At 72.0% G+C, this 22,332-nt stretch carries 18 protein-coding genes; 10 read left to right on the top strand and 8 right to left on the bottom strand.

Annotated features, from left to right (window positions below; genetic code table 11):
• Positions 1–56: 56 nt before the first annotated feature.
• From ACWD02_RS00855 to ACWD02_RS00845, 3 genes are all read left to right on the top strand, one after another.
• A complete protein-coding gene (locus ACWD02_RS00855; RefSeq protein ID WP_451203036.1) occupies positions 57–1,133 on the top strand; it encodes a sialidase family protein in 1,077 nt (358 codons plus the stop codon).
• 37 nt (positions 1,134–1,170) lie between these two features.
• Positions 1,171–1,875, top strand: a complete 705-nt coding sequence (npdG, locus tag ACWD02_RS00850; protein WP_451203034.1) for an NADPH-dependent F420 reductase — start codon at positions 1,171–1,173, stop codon at positions 1,873–1,875.
• A 94-nt stretch (positions 1,876–1,969) separates the two neighbouring features.
• Positions 1,970–2,158, top strand: a complete 189-nt coding sequence (locus tag ACWD02_RS00845; RefSeq protein ID WP_363307329.1) for a hypothetical protein — start codon at positions 1,970–1,972, stop codon at positions 2,156–2,158.
• On the opposite strand, the gene ACWD02_RS00840 is transcribed toward ACWD02_RS00845, so the two are convergent.
• The gene (locus ACWD02_RS00840; RefSeq protein ID WP_451203032.1) at positions 2,148–2,951 is read right to left on the bottom strand and encodes a site-2 protease family protein; all 804 of its coding nucleotides are present in this window, start codon (positions 2,949–2,951) and stop codon (positions 2,148–2,150) included. The genes ACWD02_RS00845 and ACWD02_RS00840 overlap by 11 nt on opposite strands.
• A 265-nt stretch (positions 2,952–3,216) precedes the next feature.
• Here ACWD02_RS00840 and ACWD02_RS00835 point away from each other — a divergent pair, with 265 nt between their 5' ends.
• On the top strand, positions 3,217–6,531 hold the full coding sequence (locus ACWD02_RS00835; protein WP_451203029.1) for an AfsR/SARP family transcriptional regulator: 3,315 nt from the start codon (positions 3,217–3,219) through the stop codon (positions 6,529–6,531).
• A gap of 11 nt (positions 6,532–6,542) precedes the next feature.
• Here ACWD02_RS00835 and ACWD02_RS00830 read toward each other — a convergent pair whose 3' ends face one another.
• The 3 genes from ACWD02_RS00830 to panB all read right to left on the bottom strand — a co-directional run bounded on the left by ACWD02_RS00830 (position 6,543) and on the right by panB (position 9,583).
• Complete coding sequence (locus ACWD02_RS00830) at positions 6,543–7,370, bottom strand: ABC transporter permease (RefSeq protein ID WP_451203027.1); 828 nt, start codon at positions 7,368–7,370, stop codon at positions 6,543–6,545.
• On the bottom strand, positions 7,367–8,386 hold the full coding sequence (locus ACWD02_RS00825; RefSeq protein WP_451203025.1) for an ATP-binding cassette domain-containing protein: 1,020 nt from the start codon (positions 8,384–8,386) through the stop codon (positions 7,367–7,369). The genes ACWD02_RS00830 and ACWD02_RS00825 overlap by 4 nt, the downstream gene beginning before the upstream one ends.
• A 309-nt stretch (positions 8,387–8,695) precedes the next feature.
• On the bottom strand, positions 8,696–9,583 hold the full coding sequence (gene panB / locus ACWD02_RS00820) for a 3-methyl-2-oxobutanoate hydroxymethyltransferase (protein ID WP_451203022.1): 888 nt from the start codon (positions 9,581–9,583) through the stop codon (positions 8,696–8,698).
• Positions 9,584–9,739: 156 nt separating this feature from the next.
• Here panB and ACWD02_RS00815 point away from each other — a divergent pair, with 156 nt between their 5' ends.
• From ACWD02_RS00815 to ACWD02_RS00800, 4 genes are all read left to right on the top strand, one after another.
• Complete coding sequence (locus ACWD02_RS00815) at positions 9,740–11,332, top strand: MFS transporter (RefSeq protein ID WP_451203020.1); 1,593 nt, start codon at positions 9,740–9,742, stop codon at positions 11,330–11,332.
• A 102-nt stretch (positions 11,333–11,434) separates the two neighbouring features.
• Positions 11,435–11,986, top strand: a complete 552-nt coding sequence (locus ACWD02_RS00810; RefSeq protein WP_451203017.1) for a TetR/AcrR family transcriptional regulator — start codon at positions 11,435–11,437, stop codon at positions 11,984–11,986.
• Between the two features lie 173 nt (positions 11,987–12,159).
• Entirely contained in the window at positions 12,160–13,182 is a 1,023-nt protein-coding gene (locus ACWD02_RS00805; RefSeq protein ID WP_451203015.1) for an endonuclease/exonuclease/phosphatase family protein, read from the top strand.
• Positions 13,183–13,272: 90 nt separating this feature from the next.
• Positions 13,273–14,490 carry an MFS transporter gene (locus tag ACWD02_RS00800; protein WP_451203013.1) on the top strand — a complete coding sequence of 406 codons (1,218 nt, stop codon included), beginning with the start codon at positions 13,273–13,275 and terminating at the stop codon, positions 14,488–14,490.
• Positions 14,491–14,552: 62 nt separating this feature from the next.
• Here ACWD02_RS00800 and ACWD02_RS00795 read toward each other — a convergent pair whose 3' ends face one another.
• The 3 genes from ACWD02_RS00795 to ACWD02_RS00785 form a co-directional block, all read right to left on the bottom strand.
• On the bottom strand, positions 14,553–16,307 hold the full coding sequence (locus tag ACWD02_RS00795; protein WP_451203011.1) for an NAD+ synthase: 1,755 nt from the start codon (positions 16,305–16,307) through the stop codon (positions 14,553–14,555).
• 189 nt (positions 16,308–16,496) lie between these two features.
• Positions 16,497–18,257, bottom strand: coding sequence for a multicopper oxidase family protein (locus ACWD02_RS00790; RefSeq protein WP_451203009.1), 1,761 nt, complete (start codon positions 18,255–18,257; stop codon positions 16,497–16,499).
• 134 nt (positions 18,258–18,391) lie between these two features.
• Positions 18,392–19,009, bottom strand: a complete 618-nt coding sequence (locus ACWD02_RS00785) for a hypothetical protein (protein ID WP_451203006.1) — start codon at positions 19,007–19,009, stop codon at positions 18,392–18,394.
• Positions 19,010–19,242: 233 nt separating this feature from the next.
• Between ACWD02_RS00785 and ACWD02_RS00780 the strand changes: the two genes are divergently transcribed.
• Complete coding sequence (locus ACWD02_RS00780; RefSeq protein WP_451204311.1) at positions 19,243–19,875, top strand: DUF998 domain-containing protein; 633 nt, start codon at positions 19,243–19,245, stop codon at positions 19,873–19,875.
• Positions 19,872–20,684, top strand: a complete 813-nt coding sequence (locus tag ACWD02_RS00775) for an alpha/beta fold hydrolase (RefSeq protein ID WP_451203003.1) — start codon at positions 19,872–19,874, stop codon at positions 20,682–20,684. Before ACWD02_RS00780 ends, ACWD02_RS00775 begins: the two co-directional genes overlap by 4 nt.
• Positions 20,685–21,230: 546 nt before the next feature.
• Here the strand turns inward: ACWD02_RS00775 and ACWD02_RS00770 are convergent.
• On the bottom strand, positions 21,231–22,286 hold the full coding sequence (locus tag ACWD02_RS00770; protein WP_451203000.1) for a LacI family DNA-binding transcriptional regulator: 1,056 nt from the start codon (positions 22,284–22,286) through the stop codon (positions 21,231–21,233).
• Positions 22,287–22,332 lie beyond the last annotated feature (46 nt).

Below are 22,332 nucleotides of genomic sequence, written 5' to 3'. Positions count from 1 at the left end.
GCGAGTCGTCAGGCGGAGTTCACCGGGAATTCGCACGGGATGGGGACGGACCGGGAATGGCTGATGAGACAACTGTTCCCTTCCGGGCCGGACGCGAGGGCTACGCGAGCTTCCGGATCCCCGCCGTCGTGCTCTCCAGTTCCGGCACCCTGCTGGCCTTCTGCGAGGGGAGGGTCGGCTCGCAGGAGGACTTCGGCAACATCGACGTGGTCCTCAAGCGATCCAGCGACGGCGGCCGCACCTGGGGCCCGCTCCAGGTGGTCGCGCAGAACGGCACCGGCCTCGCGGGCAACCCCGCCCCCGTCGTCCTCGACACCGGCCGGATCCTCCTCGTCCACGTCCGCAACGCCGCCGCCGCGACCGAGGACGCCATCCGGCGCGGCAAGGTCTCCGCAGCCAACGGGCGGCGGGTCTGGGTGCGGCACAGCGACGACGACGGGCTGACCTGGTCGGCGGCCCGGGAGATCACCGGGCAGGTGAAGAAGGCGAACTGGCGGTGGTACGCGACCACGCCGGGCCACGCGGTGCAGATCAGCACGGGGCGCGTCGTCGTGCCCGCCAACCACTCCCTGCCCCCGACCGGCACCGACAACGGCACCGAGGGCAAGTACAACGGCGGCCACTGCCTGCTCAGCGACGACCTCGGGCAGACCTGGCGCATCGGCTACGTCGACGACAACACCGACGGCTACGTGAACGTGAACGAGACCACCGCCGCCGAACTCCCCGACGGGCGGCTCTACTTCAACACCCGCAACGACTCCCCGTCCCCCGGCACCCGCGCCGACGCCCACTCCCTCGACGGCGGCCAGAGTCTCATCAAGCCCTTCCGGCCGCAGGCGGGTCTCGTCGGCCCCGTCGTCGAATGCAGCGTGCTGCAGCTGCGCGCGCCGGACGTGCTGCTGTTCTCCGGACCCGCCGACCCGGGCTTCCGCGCCCTGATGACGGTGCGCCGCAGCCGCGACGGCGGCCTCACATGGCAGGACGCGTACACGGTGGACGGGCTGCCCGCCGCGTACTCCGACCTCGTCCGTGCCGACGAGGAGACCGTCGGACTCCTCTACGAGACGGGAGACTTCAGCGCGTACGAGACCATCACGTTCCGGCGGATACCGGTGGGCGCGCTGGTCTGACGGTGGCGGCGCCGAACCGGTGAGTAAGGTCGGCGGCATGACCTCTAACGACAATGCGCAAAAGCCCCCGGCCAAGGATCCCTGGGAGCTGCCCGACGTCTCCGGGCTCGTCGTCGGCGTACTCGGCGGCACCGGGGACCAGGGCCGCGGCCTCGCCTACCGGCTGGCCCGCGCGGGCCAGAAGGTGATCATCGGCTCCCGCGCGGCCGAGCGGGCGCGGACCGCCGCCGACGAGCTGGGTCTCGGCGTCGAGGGCGCCGAGAACGCGGAGTGCGCGCGGCGCAGCGACATCGTGATCGTCGCCGTGCCGTGGGACGGGCACGCCAAGACCCTCGAAGCGCTGCGCGAGGAACTGAGCGGCAAGCTCGTCATCGACTGCGTGAACCCGCTGGGCTTCGACAAGAAGGGCGCCTACGCCCTGAAGCCCGAGGAGGGCAGCGCCGCCGAGCAGGCCGCCGCCCTGCTGCCGGACTCCCGGGTCACCGCCGCCTTCCACCACCTGTCGGCGGTCCTGCTCCAGGACCCGGCCGTCGAGGAGATCGACACCGACGTCATGGTCCTCGGCGAGGTCCGCGCCGACACGGACATCGTGCAGGCGCTCGCCGCCCGGATCCCCGGGATGCGGGGCGTCTTCGCGGGGCGCCTTCGCAACGCCCACCAGGTCGAGTCCCTGGTGGCCAACCTGATCTCCGTGAACCGGCGCTACAAGGCCCACGCGGGGCTGCGCGTGACCGACGTCTAGGACGTGGCGGGCATGGGGGACACTGGTGGGCGGACGCCGCTTCCCGCGACCGGCCGCCAGCACCCGGACCTACCCCCGACAGGAGCCGACCCCCATGCCCCGCCTCGCTCTCTACGCCCTCACGGTCTGCGCCCTCGCCGTCGTCGCGGCCGTGGTCTCCTTCGTCCAGGGCTACTGGATCGGCGTCGTCTGGGTGCTGCTCGCCGGGCTCTCCTCGAACATGGCGTGGTACTACCTGCGCCGCGCGAAGGCCGAGCGGGACGCGCGCGCCGCTACGGGTTGAGCGTGCAGTACTGGCTCGGGTCGCCGTCCCAGAAGCGGTAGAAGTCCTGGCCGCAGTACGTCTCCAGATCAGTGACGCCGAGGCCGCGCAGGATCGCGTCGACCGCGTCGAAGAAGGCGCCGTTGACCTCGGGGATCCACAGGATGCCGAAGACGGCGAGCAGACCGAACGGCGCGAACGGCTCCACCTGGCGGCGGATCTTGTGCGACAGCCAGGGCTCGATGACGCCGTAGCCGTCCAGGCCCGGGACGGGCAGCGAGTTCAGGATCGCGGCCGTCACCTGGAGCAGCGCGAGGAAGGCGAGCGCGAAGCGGAAGGTGTCGGGGACACCGGAGAGCGCGTCCAGCCAGAAGGGCGCGGTGCAGACGACCGCGAACGCCACGTTCGTGAGCGGCCCCGCGGCCGAGATCAGACTGTGCTTCCACTTGCCCTTGATGCGGCCGCGCTCGATGAAGACGGCACCGCCGGGCAGGCCGATGCCGCCCATGATCACGAAGAGCACCGGAAGGATGATGCTGAGCAGCGCGTGCGTGTACTTCAGCGGGTTGAGGGTCAGATAGCCCTTCGCGCCGATGGAGATGTCGCCGCTGTGCAGGGCGGTGCGCGCGTGCGCGTACTCGTGCAGACAGAGCGAGACGATCCAGGCCGCCGTCACGAAGAGGAAGACCGCGAGCCCGGCGTTGTCCGCGAACCCGGTCCACGCGGCCCAGCCGGAGACCGCGGTGACGGCGGCGATCCCGAGGAAGACTGGGCTGATCCGCCGGTCGCTCGGGCGGGTGGGAGCGGTGGTCATGGGGCGGGGCTCCTGAAGACGGCGGGCCGGGTGTCGTACGGGACCGTACCCCGGCATACGTCGAAAACGTCTCGCACCAGGTGGGTGGTTCCGGGGAGGGTGGGGGCATGGCGCCGTGGAACGTGAGACCGAGACTTCCGGACCCGGGCGGGCCGGGCCGTCGGCCCGCCGCGCGTTCGGGGACGAACCGGGCGGCGCCGGTGACGAGAGGTGCGCCGGTGCCCGGCGCAGCGCCCGGCACCGCTCCTCACCGCCACCAGAGACAATGGACCCCGTGCGCTATCGCATTCTCGGCACCACCCAGGCATTTCACACCGACGGCACCCCGATCGCCGTGGGCGGCTCAAGGCTGCGCGCGCTCCTGACGGTCCTCGCCCTGCACGCCCCCCGGGCCGTCCCCGCGCCCGTGCTCGTCGACGAGGTGTGGCACGGAGATCCGCCCGCCGACGCGACCGGCGCCCTGCAGGCCCTGGTGGGCCGGCTGCGCCGGGCCGTCGGAGCCGGGGCCGTCGTCTCCACCGACGGCGGCTATCAGCTGTGCGCCGCCCCGGACGACATCGACCTGTACCGCTTCGACCGCCTCGCGGCCGAGGGCGCGGACGCCCTCGCCGACGGTGACGCGGCCAAGGCGGCGGCGATCCTGGACGACGCGCTCGCCCTCTGGCAGGGCCCCGCACTCGCCGACCTGCCGGACCGCACGGCGGAGGCGGCCCGGTGGGAGTCCCGCCGCCTCGAAGCCCGCCGCGCCAGGCTGGCCGCGGCCCTCGCGCTGGGCCGGGCCGAGCAGGCGCTGCCCGAGCTGGCCGCCCTGTGCGACGACCACCCCCTCGACGAGCCGCTCCAGGCCCTGCGGCTGAGGGCGCTGCGGGACGCGGGCCGCCCGGCGCAGGCCCTCGCCGCGTACGACGAGGTGCGCCGCCTCATCGCGGACCGCATCGGCGCCGACCCCGGGCCCGAACTCCGGGCACTGCACGAGGAGTTGCTGCACGCCGACGCCTCCCGGCCGGCCGCGGCGCGAGCCCGCCCGCCCCAGAGACCGCAGGGCAACCTGCGGGCCAGGCTCACCTCCTTCGTCGGCCGCGAGGGCGACATCGAGGCCATCCGGGGCGACCTGGCCCGGGCCCGCCTGGTCACGCTGCTCGGGCCCGGCGGCGCCGGGAAGACACGGCTTTCGCAGGAGGCGGCCGAGGCCCACGCCGAGGGGGTGCCCGACGGCGTATGGCTGGCCGAACTCGCCCCGGTCGAGGACCCGGACGCGGTGCCGGAGGCGGTCCTCACCGCGCTCGGCGCCCGCGAGACGGTGCTGCGCGGCGCGGGCGCCGAAGAACTGCGGGCGGTCTCCGAATGGCACGGCGACGACCCCGTCGTCCGCCTCACCGAGCACTGCGCCGCGCGCCGCATGCTCCTCATCCTCGACAACTGCGAGCACGTCATCGACGCCGCGGCCCGCCTCGCGGACCGGCTGCTCGCCCACTGCCCCGGCCTCACGGTGCTCGCCACGAGCCGTGAACCCCTTGGCGTACCGGGGGAGTTGCTGCGCCCCGTGGAGCCGCTGCCGGAGCCGATCGCGCTGCGCCTGCTCGCGGACCGCGGCGCGGCGGCGCGGCCGGGCTTCCGCGTCGAGGACGACAGGGCCGCGGCGGCGGAGATCTGCCGCCGCCTGGACGGCCTGCCCCTGGCCATCGAACTGGCCGCGGCCCGGCTGCGCATGCTCACCCCCCGGCAGATCGCCGACCGCCTCGACGACCGCTTCCGCCTCCTGACGAACGGCGCCCGCACGGTCCTGCCCCGCCAGCAGACCCTGCGCGCGGTCGTCGACTGGTCCTGGGACCTCCTGGACAGCCCCGAACGCACCGTCCTGCGCCGCCTCTCCGTCTTCGCGGGCGGCTGCGACCTCGCCGCGGCGGAGGCGGTGTGCGGGGCCACGGCCGGGTCGCCCGACGTCGCCGACGTACTCGGCTCGCTCGTCGACAAGTCCCTTGTCGTCGCCGCCCCTTCGCCGCAGGGCGTGATGCGCTACCGCCTCCTGGAGACCGTGGGCGAGTACGCGGGGGAGCGGCTCGACGAGGCCGGTGACCGCGGCGCGGCCGAGCGGGCCCACCTGGTGTACTTCCGCGAGCTGGCCCGGACGACCGAACCGCGTCTGCGGGGCGGCGGGCAGCGGGAGGCCGTCGAACGTCTCGAGGTCGAGTACGAGAACCTGCGCACCGCCCTGCGGCACGCCGTCGCCGCCCGGGACGAGCAGGAGGCGCTCTGCCTGGTCCTCTCGCTCTCCTGGTTCTGGACCATCCGCGACCTGCGCATCGAGACCCGCAACTGGTCCCGCGACGTCGTCGCCCTCGGCCCCGACCCCTTCACACGGCCCGTCGCCCCGGTGGAACCCCTCTACGAACGCTGCACGGACAACCCGCCGCCCATGCGCCCCGAGGTGCTCCAGGAGGCACGGCGCGGTGTCCACCTCATCCAGCTGTCCTGCATGGACATGAACCTGGAGTCCTGGCACACACCGGAGGCCGTGGACAAACTCGCGGGCATCAGGGAGGCCTACCGGCCGGGGCTTCCGCAGACCTGCTGGTCCCCGGGGAGCCTGTGGTTCTTCGCGGTGCTGCTCGACGGTGACATCGACAAACTGCACGCCATCATCGACGCGACCATCGCCACCTGCCGCGAGCGCGGCTACGACTGGGAGCTCGCCGCGTCCTTGCAGCAGCGCGCCAACGTCCTCGCCAACCGCGCCGACCGGGCGGGCGACGCGCGCCGTGACGCCGACGAGTCCCTTGAGATCTTCACCACCCTCGGCGACGTGTGGGGCATGGCCGAGGCGCTCTCCTCGCGCGGCGAGGCCCATGAGCGGCGCGGCCGGTTCGCCCTGGCCGCCGAGGACTTCGCGGCCGCCATCGGGCACGCGGAGCGGCTCGGTGCCCCCGCGCAGGTGAGCGTGCTCACGGCGCGGCTCGGGGCGGTGCTCGCGGAGGGCGGTGAAGAGGCCCGGGGGGAGGAGCTGCTCTGGTCTGTCCTCGAACACGACGGTCAGGCCGCCGCGAACTCCGGCGAGTCGCTGCCGGCCGCCCGCTTCTTCCTCGTGGACCTGCTCGCCCGTACCGGCCGGACCGACGCGGCGCGGGAACAACTCCGTTTGCTGAAAGAGGAGTTCAAGGCCGTCGAGTTCGTCATCTTCGAGGGCTTCATGCTGGGCGCCGAGGCCTGGCTCGACACCGTGGACGGCCGGCACGCGAAGGGCCTCGCCACGGCGCGCGGCGCGCTCGACAAGTCCCTCGACCCGCTGGTCAAGATGATGGCGCCGCAGATGACGTCCGTGCACCTCACCACCGCCGCCCGCGCCCTGGCCGCCCTCGACGACGGCCGGTACGCCCACGACGCGGTCCGGCTGATCGCGGTCGCCGACCGGGAGCTGCCGGCGGGTCACTTCGCGCCCGCCGCGGAGCGCGACATCCGCGACACCGCCGTGGAGTTGGCCCTCGGAGCCCTGGGCGACACCGCGTACGAGGCCGCGTACGCGGAAGGCGGCAGCCTCTCCGTGGAGGAGGCCGCCGCCCTCTGCGACAGACACATCGGCTAGCGCGTCCGCACTCAGTTCTTCGTGCGGAACTTGTGGATCGCGATCGGCGCCATCGCCAGCGTGAGCACCGCCGACCAGCCGACCGTCACCCAGACGTCGTGCGCGACCGGGCCGCCCACCATCAGGCCGCGCGCGGAGTCCGCGAGCGAGGACAGCGGGTTGTAGTCGGTGAAGCCCTGCAGCCAGCCCGGCATCGACTGCGTCGGCGCGAAGATCGACGAACCGAACTGCAGCGGCATCAGGACCAGGAAGCCCATCGCCTGCACGGACTGGGCGCTCTTCATCGTGACGCCGAGGACCAGGAAGATCCACATGATAGACGTGCCGAAGAGCGCGGAGAGGCCCACCGCGGCGAGCAGTCCGCCCCAGTTGGTGATGTCGAAGCCCACCAGGACACCGACGATCATCATGATCGTCGTCGCGATGAGCAGACGCATCAGCTCCACCACGATCTTGGCGAAGAGGACCGAGCCCTGACCGATCGGCAGGGTGCGGAAACGGTCCATGATGCCGTTCTGGAAGTCCTGGTTGAAGCCGGTGCCGACGGCCATGGCGATGTTCATGCTCATCATCGCCATCATGCCCGGGACCACGTACTGCACGTACTGGTCCTGACCACCGCCGAGCGCCTGGCCGATGGAACCGCCGAAGACGTACACGAACAGGAGCGTGAAGACGATCGGCATCAGGACCGCGTCGAACATCGACTCCGGGTCCTGGCGGATCCACAGCAGGTTGCGGCGGACCAGCGCGCTGGTGTGCCGGACGTGGTCGCGAAGACCGATGCGGGCGTCGGCCTCTCCCTGGTGGAGGGGCGGCGTGAGAGTGGTGCTGCTCATACGGCAACCTCCTCGAGTTCGGGGCGGGCGTCCTGCGGGGCGCTGGCCTTCTGGCCGGTGATGGAGAGGAACACCTCGTCCAGGCTGGGCAGTTCGGTGCCGATCGAGCCGATCGTGATGCCGCGCGCGGTGACGGCGCCGACCACGGCGGTCAGCTGCTCGTCGCTGAGGATCGGCACCAGGACCGTGCCGGACTCGGCGTCCACGGTGGAGGTGGCGAGGCCGGTCAGGCCCATGTCGTCGAGCGCGCCGGCCAGCGGGCGCAGCTCCAGCGGGTCGGCCGGGCGGATGCGCAGGGTGCGGCCGCCGACCTTCGCCTTCAGCTCGTCGATGCCGCCGTTGGCGATGACCTTGCCGCGGTCGATGACGGTCAGCTCGGAGGCGAGCTGCTCGGCCTCCTCCATGTACTGCGTGGTGAGCAGCACGGTGACGCCCTCGGTGACCATGCGCTTGACCTCGGCCCACACCTCGTTGCGGGTACGGGGGTCGAGGCCGGTGGTCGGCTCGTCCAGGTAGAGGACGGAGGGGCTGCCGATCATCGACGCCGCGAGGTCGAGGCGGCGGCGCATGCCGCCGGAGTACGTCTTGGCCGGGCGGTTCGCCGCCTCGGTGAGCGAGAACCGCTCCAGGAGGCCGTCCGCCCTCGCCCTGGACTCCTTGCGGGAGAGGTCGAGGAGGCGCCCGATCATGTAGAGGTTCTCGCGCCCGGAGAGCTTCTCGTCCACGGAGGCGTACTGGCCGGTGAGGCCTATGACCCGGCGGAGCTGGCGGGGCTGCTTGGCCACGTCGTACCCGGCCACGTGGGCGGTGCCCGCGTCGGGCGTGATGAGGGTGGAGAGGCAGCGCACGAGGGTGGTCTTGCCGGCGCCGTTCGGGCCGAGCACGCCGAGGACGGTGCCTTCGCGTACGTCGAGGTCCACGCCGTCCAGTGCTTTGGTCTCGCCGTAGTGCTTGACCAGTCCCCTCACGGTGACGGCGCTTCCGGCGCCGCCGGGGATGTTGTCGATTCGCGTCATGCCGCAAGACTGTCAGCAGCCACCGACAAACCACCGACAGCTTGCCTACACCTGGGCGGTGGGCCGGTGCCTGTACCTGGGCGGTGGGCCGGTGCGGCGTCCTGTCCCGCCGCTGCGCGGCGGATCTTTCGCGCCCACCCACCCGATTACCCCGGAGTAATGGGTGGGTGGGAGACATCGCCGCGAAGCGGCGGACAAAAGCCCGCGCAGACCCGCGGGGAAAACGGACAGCCCGTCGACGGGGGAAATCGACGGGCTGCCGGTGGTGCCGCTATGGCTCATACGGCGGTACGGAACCGCCCCGCGGTACTAGTGGACCGCATGCTCCCCGGAGGGGAACGCCCCGCCCACCACATCCTCCGCGAACGCCTTGGCCGCCCCGCTCATCACGCCCCGCAGATCCGCGTACTGCTTCACGAAGCGCGGCATCTTGCCGCCGGTCAGGCCCAGCATGTCCGTCCAGACCAGGACCTGCGCGTCGCACGCGGCCCCCGCGCCGATCCCGACCGTCGGGATGTGCAGGGAGCGGGTGACCTCGGCCGCCAGCTCCTCGGGGACCAGTTCGAGGACGACCGCGAACGCGCCCGCGTCCTGCGCGGCCTTCGCGTCGCTCAGGAGGCGGTGCGCCGCCTCGTCGCCGCGGCCCTGGACGCGGTAGCCCATGGTGTTCACGGACTGCGGCGTCAGGCCGAGGTGGGACATGACGGGGATGCCGGAGGAGACGATGAGCTCGGTCTGGGGGAGCGAACGTTCGCCGCCCTCCAGCTTCACCGCGCCGACCCCGGCCTCCTTCACCAGGCGGGTCGCCGAGCGAAGGGCCTGGACCGGGCCTTCCTGGTAGGACCCGAAGGGCAGGTCGCCGACGATCAGGGCACGCGACGTGCCCCGTACGACGGCCGCGGACAGCATGGTCATCTCGTCGAGGGTGACGGGCACGGTCGTCTCGTACCCGAGGTGACAGTTGCCCGCCGAGTCGCCGACCAGCATCACGGGGATGCCGGACTCGTCGAAGACGGACGCGGTCATCGCGTCGTACGCGGTGAGCATGGGCCACTTCTCGCCGCGCTCCTTGGCGGCGGCGATGTCCCGGACGGTGATGCGGCGGGTGCTCTTGCCTCCGTACAGCGCCTTGCTGCTGTCGGTGGACTGGCCGGCGGGGCCCGCGGGCTGGTTCTGGGCAGCCGAAAGTTGCGTCATCGCAACGGCTCCTTCTGTTATCTCGAGGCGCCCTGACGGCGTCCCCGGATCACCTCCATGGTGGCATCGCGTGCCGCCCGGCGGCTAGTGGACCCTTCGGTAAAGTCTTTACAATACGAGACGGTCTCGTATCGGAATGGGCCTAGAGTGGCTGTCATGACTACTCCCGCCGTCTCCACTCCACGCATACCGGAAGCCGTTCACCGGCGCCGGTGGGCGATCCTCGGCGTCCTGATGCTGAGCCTGCTGATCGTGGTGCTCGACAACTCGATCCTGAACGTCGCCATCAAGACGATCTCGACCCCCGAGCCCACGGGCCTCGGCGCCACCCAGGGCGACCTGGAGTGGGCCATCAACTCCTACACCCTGGTCTTCGCCGGGCTCCTGTTCACCGCGGGCCTGCTCGGTGACCGGCTCGGCCGCAAGAAGGTGCTGCTCGCGGGCCTCGCCGTCTTCGGCATCGGCTCCGCGCTCGCCGCCGAGTCCGGCTCGCCCGTGCAACTCATCCTGTTCCGCGCGGTGATGGGCCTCGGCGCGGCCTTCGTGATGCCCGCCACCCTCGCCGTCCTGATGAACGTCTTCGAGCGCGACGAGCAGCCCAAGGCCATCGGCATCTGGGCGGGCGGCGTCGGCCTCGCCATCGCGATCGGGCCCATCACCGGCGGTGTCCTTCTCGACCACTTCTGGTGGGGCTCGGTCTTCCTGGTGAACGTGCCGATCGTGATCGTCGCGATCGGTCTGATGATCTGGCTCGTGCCCGAGTCGCGCGACCCGAAGCCGGGCCGGATCGACCTGGTGGGCGTCGCCCTGTCCGTCGTCGGCCTGGTCCTGCTCGTCTACGGCATCATCAAGGGCGGCCAGCTCGCCGACTTCACCGACCCCGCCGTCATCGGAACCGTCGCCCTGGGCCTCGCCGTACTCGTCGGCTTCGTGCTGTACGAGAAGCGCAGCGACCACCCGTCCATCGACATCTCGTACTTCAGGAACCGTGTCTTCTCGGCGGCGATCAGCTCCCTCGCCCTGGTCTTCTTCGCGCTGATGGGCGTGACGTTCTTCGCGGTCTTCTACACCCAGAGCGTGCGCGGCTACTCGCCGCTGCAGACCGGTCTGCTGATGCTGCCGCTCGCCGCGGCCCAGCTCATCTTCGCGCCGCGCGCCCGCCTCGTCGTCGACCGCTTCGGCGTCCGCGCCGTCTGCTCGGGCGGGCTGCTGCTCCTGGCCGCGATGCTCGCCTCCTTCACCACCCTGGAGGCCGATACGCCGATCTGGATCCTGGAGGTCATCTTCTTCCTGATGGGCACCGGCATGGCGCACATCATGACGCCCGCCAGCGTCGTCATCATGCAGGCGCTGCCCCGCGAGAAGGCGGGCTCCGCCTCCGCGTTGAGCAACACCTTCCGGCAGGTCGGCGGCGCCCTCGGCATCGCGGTCCTCGGCTCCGTGCTCTCCGCGGCCTACCGCAGCGGCGTCGAGGACAAGCTCACGCTGCTGCCCGCCGACGCGCGGCACGCGGCGGGCGAGTCCATCGAGGCCACCCTCGGCGTCGCCGCCAAGCTCGGCCCGCGCGGCGAACCGCTGGTGACAGCGGCCCACGACTCCTTCCTGCACGCCATGCACATCACGGCACTGTGCGGCGCGGGCGTCGCCCTGATCGGCGTCGTGGTCGTCGCCCTGTTCCTGCCGGGCCGCACACCCCAGGAGCCGCAGGCGGAGCGTCCGGAGGCCGACCCCGTGGGCGCGGGGCACTGACCGGGGCAGGGAGAATCGCCACGGCAGAGCGCCGGACGAAGAAGCGGAGTTGACGTGGGCCACATCGCCAAAGGGGCCAGGGGGCGCCCCCGGAGTGAGGCCGTGGAGCGGTCGATCGTCGAGGGCGTCCTGAAGCTGATCGAGGACGGCGTGCCTCTGGCCGATCTCTCCATCGAGCGGATCGCGCGCACGGCGGGTGTCGGCAAGGCGACCATCTACCGTCGCTGGAGCGGCAAGGAGGAACTCTTCGTCGACATCCTGCGCGGCATCGACGACCCGCCGCCCGAGCTGGCCGGCGATTCGATGCGCGGCGACATCATCGTCCTCCTCGACCATCTGCGCAGGCGCGGCGTGAACATGCGGTCCTCCGCGCTGCTGCACAACGTGTTCGCGCAGATGAAGAGCCTGCCGAAGCTGTGGGAGGCGTACCACGCGACCGTCATCGAACCCCAGCGCCGCGTCATGCTCGGGGTGCTGCGCCGCGGCGCGGAGAACGGCGAACTGCCCGCCGACGTCGACATCGTCCTCGCCAACGATCTCTTCGTCGGCCCCATGCTCGTACGCACCGTCCTGCGCTCCGACGCGCCGCTGGAGGAGGACCTCGCCGAGCGGATCGTGGACACCGTGCTCGCGGGGCTACGGCCCACGGGGTGAATGTGCGCGTTTCGTCACAGCGGCCCGTTGTGCGGTGAGATGCGGAACCCGCCGCGCCGCGCCGCTCGTCCTCGTCCCGTACGGCCGTCACGGACGGCGGGGAGGACACCCGATCATCGCCTAGGGTTTCAGGGGCGAGGACGGTTGCACGGCACCAGTGAGGCGACGAGCGTATGGCGCAGGCGTATGTGACGGAGACAGGCAGCGGCGGCTCGGAACCCGGCCGCCAGGGGTCTCGGTTCCGGCGCCTGGCCGACGGCTGGCGGGGCGACCGGGACATCTGGCGACGCGGGCTCGTCACGGCCGGGGTCGCGGTGCTGCTCGCCCTGGTGATGCTCTTCCACGCACAGATCCCGAACGGCGTCGGCAACCTCGGCAGCCTCATCGAGACGTTCCTGCCCTGGCTCGGCATCCTGATCCCGGTGCTGCTCGTCATCGGCTTCGTGCGCAAGTCCGCCACCGCGCTGATCGCCGTGCTGCTGCCCTCGGTCATCTGGGTCAGCTCCTTCGGCGGCCTGATCAGCGACAAGTCGGGCGCCGGCGGTGACCTCACGGTCGCCACCCACAACGTGAACGCGGAGAACGCCGACCCGTCGGGCACCGCCCGTGACGTCGCCGCTTCCGGCGCCGACGTCGTGGCCCTGGAGGAGCTCACGGCGAACGCCGTCCCGACGTACGAGAAGGCGCTGGCCGGCACGTACAAGTACCACTCGGTGCAGGGCACGGTCGGCCTGTGGAGCAAGTACCCCCTGACCGGCACCAGGCCCGTCGACATCAAGCTGGGCTGGACGCGCGCGATGCGCACGACGGTCAACAGCCCCAAGGGCGAGGTCGCCGTCTACGTCGCCCACCTGCCGTCGGTGCGGGTCAAGCTGGACGCCGGCTTCACCGCCAACCAGCGTGACGACAGCGCGGACGCGCTGGGTGAGGCGATCGCCGACGAGCAGGTCTCCAAGATCGTGCTGCTCGGCGACCTGAACGGCACGATGAACGACCGCGCCCTGAACGCGGTCACCTCACAGATGCGCTCCACGCAGGGCGCGGCGGGCGACGGCTTCGGCTTCAGCTGGCCCGCGTCGTTCCCGATGGCGCGGATCGACCAGATCATGGTGAAGGGCGTCGAGCCGCTGTCGTCGTGGACGCTGCCGGAGACGGGCAGCGACCATCTGCCGATCGCGGCGCGGGTCGAGTTGTGAGGCTCGCGGAATACTGGGCCGGAGTGACTTTGTTCCGTACGTAAACTTACGGAACACCAGTCCCTCATGCGCTCCCCCGGAAGGTTCTTCATGCCCCTGGCCCTGCTCGCCCTAGCCGTGGGCGCCTTCGGCATCGGCACGACCGAGTTCGTGATGATGGGCCTGCTGCCCAACGTCGCGGACGACCTGCACATATCCATCCCGACCGCCGGACACCTGGTCTCGGCGTACGCGCTCGGTGTCGTCATCGGCGCCCCGCTGCTCGCCGCGGTCACCGCGCGCATGCCGCGCCGCCGCGTCCTCATCGGCCTGATGGTGCTCTTCGTCGCCGGCAACGCGCTCTCGGCTGCCGCCCCCGACTACCACTGGCTGATGGCCGCCCGCTTCCTGAGCGGCCTCCCGCACGGCGCGTTCTTCGGCGTCGGAGCGGTCGTCGCCACCGGTCTGGTGGCCCCCGAGCGCAAGGCGCGCTCCGTCTCGCTCATGTTCCTCGGCCTGACCGTCGCCAACATCGTGGGCGTGCCCGTCGCCACGGCCATGGGACAGCAACTCGGCTGGCGCGCGACGTTCCTCGCGGTCAGCGCGATCGGCCTCGCCGCCATCGCCGCCCTGGCCCTCCTCGTCCCCGCCGACCACGGCCACGGCGAGAGCGGCGGCCTGCGCGGGGAGATCCGGGCACTCGGCAGCGTTCCGGTGTGGCTCGCGCTCGGCACGACGGTGGCGGGCTTCGGGGCGCTGTTCTCCGCGTACAGCTATGTCACGCCGATGCTCACCGACGCCGCGGGCTACGCCGAGTCCAGCGTCACGCTGCTGCTCGCGCTGTTCGGTGTCGGCGCGACGGCGGGCAACCTGCTCGGCGGCCGGCTCGCCGACCACTCCCTGCGGGGCACGCTCTTCGGTGGGCTCACGGCGCTCGTCGTGGTCCTCGCCCTGTTCCCCGTCCTGATGGGGACGGCGTGGAGCGCGGCGCTCGCGGTGACGCTGCTCGGCATGGCGGCGTTCACGACGGGCTCGCCCCTGCAGCTGATGGTGATGGAGAAGGCGTCGGCGGCCCCCTCCCTGGCCTCCTCCGCCAACCAGGCCGCGTTCAACCTCGCCAACGCGGGAGGTGCCTGGGTCGGCGGCCTCGCGCTGGCCGCGGGCTTCGGGGTCACTTCACCGGCCTTGACGGGCGCGGCTCTCGCGGTGCTCGGCCTCGGGGTGGCCGGGGTGGCGTACGTCGTCGACCTGCGGTCGCCGGCGCCCGCGGCGGGCAGCGAGCGGCTGGTGGCTTCGGGGGCGCCGCTGCGAGAGACCTCCCGGCGGTAGAACCCCGCGTTCCAAGGATGACGGGTGGGTGGGCGGAACTTCCGCCCACCCACCCGTTTCCGTCAGACCGCTTCCCGCCAGCGATTGGTGATCGGCAGCCGCCGGTCCTTGCCGAAGCCCTTCGCGGAGATCTTCGTGCCCGGCGGGTACTGCCGTCGCTTGTACTCGGCGGTGTCCACCATCCGCAGCGTCTTCACGACCAGCTCCCGGTCATAACCGGCGGCGACGATCGTGTCCGCGCCCATGTCCCGGTCGACGTACATCTCCAGGATCGCGTCGAGGACCGGGTAGTCCGGCAGCGAGTCCGTGTCCACCTGGTCGGGACGCAGCTCCGCGCTCGGCGGCTTGGTGATGGAGTTCTCCGGGATCGGCGGCGTCTGGCCACGGTCGACGGCCGCGCGGTTGCGCCACTCGGCGAGCCGGAAGATCAGGGACTTGTAGACGTCCTTGATCGGGCCGTACGCCCCGACCGAGTCGCCGTAGAGCGTCGAATACCCCACCGCGAGCTCGGACTTGTTGCCCGGGGCGAGGACGATGTGGCCCTCCTGGTTGGAGAGGGCCATCAGCATCGTGCCGCGCAGCCGCGACTGGAGATTCTCCTCGGCGAGACCGGTCAGACCCAGCGACCCCATGTAGGCGTCGAACATCGGGGCGATCGGCACGGTACGGAAGTTCAGCCCCGTACGGTTGGCCAGATCCTCCGCGTCACTGATGGAGTGCTCCGACGAGTAGCGGGAGGGCATCGCGACGCCGTACACGTTCTGCGCGCCGAGCGCGTCGCAGGCGATCGCGGCGGTGAGGGCGGAGTCGATGCCTCCGGAGAGCCCGATCAGGACGCTGCTGAATCCGTTCTTCGCGGTGTACGCACGCAGCCCGACGACCAGCGCCGAGTACACCTCTTCCTCGTCGTCGAGCCGCTCGGCGTACCCACCGGTGAGCTCCGGCTCGTACGCGGGCAGGGGATCCTGCGAGACCGTGACGTGCTCGATGCGCAGGCCGTCGTCCACGATGCCCGACGGCGGCTGCGCGGCGGCGGCCGGAAGGTCCAGATCGAGGACCACACAGCCCTCGGCGAACTGCGGGGCACGCGCGATGACTTCGCCGTCCCGGTCCACGACGACCGAGTCACCGTCGAAGACGATGTCGTCCTGGCCGCCGATCATGGCGAGGTAGGCGGTGGTGCAGCCGGCCTCCTGCGCGCGCTTGCGCACGAGCTCAAGCCGTACGTCGTCCTTGTTCTGCTCGTACGGCGACGCGTTGATGGACAGCAGCAGCCCCGCGCCCGCGGTGCGCGTGGCGGGGACACGGCCGCCGTCCTGCCAGAGGTCCTCGCAGATGGCGAGCGCGACGTCGACGCCGTGCACGCGCAGGATCGGCAGGGTCTCGCCCGGCACGAAGTAGCGGAACTCGTCGAAGACGCCGTAGTTCGGCAGGTGGTGCTTGGAGTACGTCAGGATGGCCTCGCCGCGGTGCAGCACGGCGGCGGCGTCCCGCGGGGCGCCCGCGGGCTGGCCGTACTTCGGCTTGGCCTCCTCGGTGCGGTCGAGATAGCCGACGACGACCGGCAACTCGCCGTACCCCTCGTCGTTCAGCCGCGCGGCGAGCGCGCGCAACGCCTCCCGGGAGGCGTCGACGAAGGACGACCGCAGGGCGAGGTCCTCGACGGGATAGCCGGTCAGCGCCATCTCGGGGAACGCGACGAGGTGCGCTCCCTGCTCGGCGGAGTGCCGGGTCCAATGGACGATCGCCTCGACGTTCCCGGCGAGATCGCCGACGGTCGAGTCGATCTGATTCAGGGCGAGGCGTAGTTGAGGCACGAGGCTCAGTGTAATCGTCAGAGCGACGCGATGCCTTGCGGGGCGGGGGTGGGGTGCCCCACCGGGGGCACCCCACGGACTCGCCGCGGTTGGGCGGGGTGGCCCTGGGCCGTTGGGCGCGGAGGCCCTGGGCCGTCAGGCCGTCAGGCGCGGTGGCCCGAGGGCGTTAGGTGCGGTGGCCCGAGGCTGTCAGGTTCGGTAGCCGAGGACCGTCATCATTCCTGCCTCCGAGTGGTAGACGTTGTGGCAGTGGATCATCCACAGGCCTGGGTTGTCGGCCTCGAAGTCCACCGTCAGGGTGCCGTTCGGCAAGATGACCGCGGTGTCCTTGCGTGGGCCGTCCGGCGTGTTCGCCAGGGTGAACGTGTGGCCGTGCAGATGGATCGGGTGCCACATCGTCGTCGAGTTGGCGAAGATCAGGCGGACCCGTTCGCCCGCGCGGACCGGGTGGCGGCGGTCGGGGGAGTAGGGCGTCTTGTCGAAGGCCCAGTCGTACTTCGCCATTCCGCCCGTCAGTTGCAGCCTGATCGTGCGGTCCGGCTTGCGGGACGGGAGGGCCACCGATCGCGCGGCCCGGAGCTTGTCCGCCGTGAGGAGTCGGCCCTTCAGTTCCTTGGGGCGTGTCGAGGGGGCAGGCGCCCGGCCGCCGCCCGTGCGCAGGACCGCGAGGGCTGCCGCCTTCTTGCCCTCGGCCGCCGCGGTCAGCGGGAAGACGCCGTCCTTGGCGGTGACCAGGACGTCATAGCGCTCGCCCATGCCGAGCAGCAGCGCGTCCGTCCTCGCGTGCTCCACCGGGAAGCCGTCCGTGTGCGTCACGGTCATCTCGTGGCCCCCGAGCGCCACCCGGAAGGCCGTGTCCCCGCCGGCGTTGATGATGCGCAGGCGGATGCGGTCGCCGGGGCGGGCCTTGAAGGAGGACGGGGCGTCCGGCGTGCGGCCGTTGATCAAGTAGTGCGGGTAGGCGACGTCGCCCGCGTCGCCGCCCAGCAGGTCGCTCTTGGCGCCCATCATCATGCGGGAAGGGGCACTCGGCATTGCGGAGGGATGCGGCGTCGCGGAGGAGTCTGACGTCGCGGAGGGATTTGGCGTCGCGGCCGTGCGCGGTGCCGTGCCGGACATGCTGTGGCCGGAGTGGCCGCTGTGGCCGCCGTCATCGCCGCTATCGCCGTGGTTCATGCCGCTCCCGTCAGAGCCGCCTCCCTCCTCGCTGGCGCCTCCCATGTCGTGGCCGCCCATGCCCTTGCCGAGCTCGGCGAGCACGGCGTCCGGGGTGGAGCCGTCCACCCCGTCGAGCCAGTCGTCCAGGACGACGACCCACTCCTTGTCGTACCGCAAGGGCTCCTTGGGGTCCTCGACGATCAGTGGTGCGTACAGACCGCGGTCCTGCTGGGTGCCCGAGTGGGGGTGGAACCAGTAGGTCCCCGGGTGCGGCACCGCGAAGCGGTAAGTGAACTCCGCACCGGGCTTGACGGCCTTCTGGGTCAGGCCGGGGACGCCGTCCATGTCGTTGCGCAGAGCCAGGCCGTGCCAGTGCAGGGAAGTGGCCTCGGGGAGGTGGTTGGCGAGCGTGAGGGCGAGGGTGTCGCCCGCGGTGACGCGGACTTCCTTGCCGGGGAGCCGGTCGCCGTACGCCCACGTCTTCACCGTGCGGCCGCCGAGGTCGAGCTTGGCCGTCATGGCCATGAGCTTCACCTCGTGGACCGTGCCGCCGCCGGTTCGCTTCTTCTCCGCGGCGGCGACTTCCTTGCCCGCGGGATCGACGTAGCCCTCGGGCTCGGAGCCGCCGCCGTGCCCGGCGTGGGCGGAGTCCGCACCGGAGCCGGACCCGGAGCAGGCCGTCAGGATTCCCGGACCGGCGACGGCCGTCGCGGCGCCGAGCAGGGCGCGGCGCGAAAGTGCGCGGCGCGAAGGGGTGCGCGGGGGTTGAGTGCGCGGGGGTTGAGTGCGCATGGCTGAGACACCTCGTCGTGGTGGTGCGTGCAGATGGGCGCATCTGCTGCTTCTGATACACCGCTCGACGCCGGGAGGTTCCCATTCACGGGCACACCGGGGCGCGGGCAGCGCGAAGCAGCCGGTGCGTCGGCCTAAATGCGCAGCACCGAGAGGTGGGAGAGGAGTATGCGGGGCGGCGGCGGATTGGGCCGCAGCCCGTCGAGCAGCCGGGCGAGCGGCCGTGCGGGGACGGCGAAGCCGCCGGGCCGCAGCAGGCCTGCCTTGAGCAGCAGGACGAGGGTGAGCGCGGCAAGGACGGCGAGGCAGACGGACAGCGGGTCCATCCCGCCCATCCCTGCGGGGGCGCCCACGGCCGCCGCCGCGCGCGCGTGGCCGGTGACTACGGCCATGCCCGGGGGTGCTGAGTCGCCCGCACTCATTTCGTGCCGCCCGGCGGCCAGTTCGGGCCCGCCCGGATGGCTCGGGTCGATCAGCTGGCTTGGGTCGCTCAGGTCGCTCAGCGGGCTCGGGTTGTTCAGATGGCTTGGGTCGCCCGGGTCGCTTGGGGAGTGATCCGTCGCGGGACTTGGCGAGTGGCTTGTCGCGGAGCTTGTGGAGTGGGCTGTCCCAAAGCTCGTGGAGTGGACCGTTCCGGGACCCGGCGCGTGGCCGGTCGGGTGGCCCAGCGTGTGCATCGTCACGATGCCGAAGAGCAGGGCGGCGAGCAGCAGGAGCTGCCTGCCGTGCGCTGGTCTCCTCGTGGCCGCCATGGGCGGAACCTTACCCCCGCCGGGTATGGGACGACATGCGGCCCCCCGGTATGCCGTCGATCATGACTTCATGACGATTACGGACAAACTGGGGCGCGTGTCGGTGTGCGCGAACGGCGGCGGGGACGCGCGTGTCGTCACCGACTAGCGCCGTCCGCCCCGCCGTGCCGGCCACGCCGACGAAGCCCTGCCACGGCCGCTCCCGCGCTCGCGCCGTCACCGTCTCGGCCCTCCTGGCGCTCGGTGCGGTCGCCTACAGCACGTGGCTCATCGAAGCCTTCCTCGGTACGGGACTCTCGCCGCTGAGTTCGTACGTCAGTGAACTCGGGGCCCGGGACCAGCCGTACGGCACGCTGTTCCGCACGACCGACCTGACCGCGGGTCTGCTGCTCCTCGCGGGTGCGGTGGGCGCGCTGCTGTGGCTCCCGCGGCGGTGGAGCGGGGTCGCGGGGTGGGCGGGGCTCGTCCTGTTCGGGGCGGCCACCGCGGTCGATTCGCGGCTGCCGCTGAGCTGCGCACCGACCGCCGACGCGGTCTGCGGGGCCAGGGAGCGGGCAGGGCTCGTGCCCGCTGCGCACTCGGCGCATGTGGTGAGCAGCAGTGTCGCGGTGACGGGGGCGCTGGTGGGGATGGTGGCGCTGACGTACGCGGCGCGCAGGCACGGGCTCCTGCCCTCCCTCGCGGGCGGCCCAGGTCTCGTCCTCGTTGGCCTCGAACTGGCCGCCACCGCCTGGACCTTGGCCGCGATCGCCGCCTTCGACGCGGGGTACGGCACGTGGGCGCTGGGGGCGGGGCAGCGGTTCCAGGTGCTGCTGATCGCGGTCTGGCTGGGGTTCCTCGCGCGTGCGGTGGTGCGGCGCGGGTGAGTTTCGTACGGATCGGGGGAGTGCCGCATCACGTGCGGGTGGCGGGGAGCGGGCCGGTGTGCGTGCTGAGCGCGGGGCTCGGGCTCGCGTGGTTCGACTGGGACGCGGTGGTGGAGCGCCTCGTCCCGTGGCGGACCGTTGTCCGCTTCGACCGGCCGGGGGCAGGGCTGAGCGGGCACGCGCGCGTGGCGCCCACGCTTGCGGGCGAGGCCGAGCGGATCGCGGCGGTCCTGCACGCGGTGGGCCTCGCCGGCCCGGCCACCGTGGTCGGACACTCCCTGGCGGGCTTCCACTGCGAGGCGTTCGCCCGGCTCTTCCCTGAGCGTACGGCGGGCCTGGTCCTGGTCGACTCCAGCGTCGAGGAACGGCCGAGGGTGCGGGTTCCGCGCGGGGTGCGGGTGGGGGCGGCGCGGGTGGGCGGGGCGGTTCTCGCCGGAGCGGGGTTGCCGTGGGCGGTGGGGCCTGCGGTGCGGAGGGTGGCGGTGGGGGGTGGCGGGCCGTTGCGGCGGGTCTACGGGGTGAGTCGGGTGTGGCGGGGGGCGTTGCTGGAGTACGCGACCTACGGTGACGTGGCGTTGCAGCTCGCCGCGCTCCGGGGGGTTCTCCCCCTGCCGGGTGAGCTCCCGGTGACGGTGCTTGCCGCGTACGGGGGTGGCTCTTCGGCCTGGCCGGCCCGGCAGCGAGGTCTCGCCGCCTCCCTCGGTGCGACCTTCCGCGTCGCGGAGCCCTCGGGGCATTTGCCGATGCGGGATGCTCCGGGGGTTGTGGCGGATGCGGTGCTGGCCCCTGGGCCTGTCGCCCGCCCCTGAACCGCCGCTGCGCGGCGGGTCTTTCCCGCGGCCTCGGGCCTCCCCCGTCCGGGGGTTGGTCGTGCGCCGTCGGTGGTCTTGGTCTGCCGCTGCGCGGCGGTTTTCTCCCGCCCACCCACCCGAGCGCCCGGCATCGGGCCGTCCCCCCCGTCCGGGGGGCGGTCGTGCGTCGTCGGCGGTTCTGGTTCGCCGCTGCGCGGCGGTTTTCTCCCGCCCACCCACCCGAGTGCCCGGCGGTGCCTTGGTGGCTTGGTGCCGGGCAAACGGGTGGGTGGCGGGAAAATCTTGCCGCGCAGCGGAGATCTGACGTGCACGTCGAGCAGCGCGACGCCCACCCACCCCGACTCGACCCGGGGCAATCGGGCGGGTGGGCGGGGAAAACCCGCCGCGGAGCGGCGGTTCAGGCCACACCCCCGGTGCACCTAACCTCCGCCCACACCCCCGCCGGCAACGGCAACGGCACCCCCACCCAAGGGCCCCCGCAAAGCCCCCCCCGCCCCAGCCCTGAGGCGGTCCAGGGGTTCGGCCCCTACGAACCGTCGGCCCCTACGAACCGCCCTCCCGGAGCCCCCGCACGCTCTCCCGGATCACGATGTGCGTGCCCAGGAGGTGGCGTTCCTGGCCCGTTCGGGGGGAACCCGACAGGGCGAGGCGGACGGCGGTGCGGCCCATCTCCTCCGCGGGGATGTGCACGGTCGTCAGGCCGGGAGTGATGTCCGCCGCCACCGGATCGTCGTTGTAGCCGACCACCGAGATGTCCTCCGGCACCCGCAGCCCATGCTCCCGCAGGGCGATCACCGTGGCCGCCGCCACCCTGTCGTCGCCCGCGAACACCGCGGTGAAGTCCGGCCGGCCGTCCGCCTTCTTGAGGAGGTCCTTGATCGCCTCGTACCCGTGATTCTGACCGAAGCCGATGCCGTGCAGGATCGCCTCCTCGCGCGGCACCCCGTGATCGGCCAGCGCGCGGAGGTAGCCCGCGACGCGGTCCTCGCCCGTGGTGTGCCCGGGCTGGTAGCCGATCAGGGCTATCTTGCGGTGGCCGGCGCCAAGGAGGTGGCTCGTGATGGCGTACGCGCCCGCCTCGTTGTCGTACTCGACGACCAGCGCGGGGACATCGGGCGCCGGCGCCGGACGCCCGCACAGGACGAGGCGGGAGCCCGCCGCGGCGAGGGCCTCGGCGTACCGCGCCATCCGTTCGCGGTACTCGTCGTCCTCGATGACCCCGCCCACGAGCACCACCGCCTCAGCGGCCTGCTCGCGCATCATCTGCACCAGGGCGAGCTCGCGGGCCGGATCGCTGTTCGTCGACGAGATGAGCGTGAGCCGCCCCCGCTGGGCGGCCTCCATCTCCACGCCCTGCGCGACATGCGCGTAGAAGGAGCTCACCACGTCGAACATCAGCACCGCGATCGTCTTGCGGCCCGCGCCCGCCAACGCGCGCGCGTGCGCGTTGGCGACGTAGTCGAGGTCCTTGACCGCCCGCAGCACCTTCCCCCGTGACGCCGTCGACGTCGGGTAGTTGCCCGCGAGAACCCGCGAGACGGTCGCGACCGAGACGCCCGCCCGCGCCGCCACATCGCGGATGGTGACCCGCTCACCCACTGTGTCTCCCTCAAGTAGCAGAATCCGGGGCGGCGTTGCCCCTCGG

This window comes from Streptomyces sp. NPDC002853 (genome assembly GCF_053591915.1).
The sequence above is the reverse complement of the archived record's forward strand: the minus strand, read 5'-3'. Positions and strand labels throughout refer to the sequence as shown.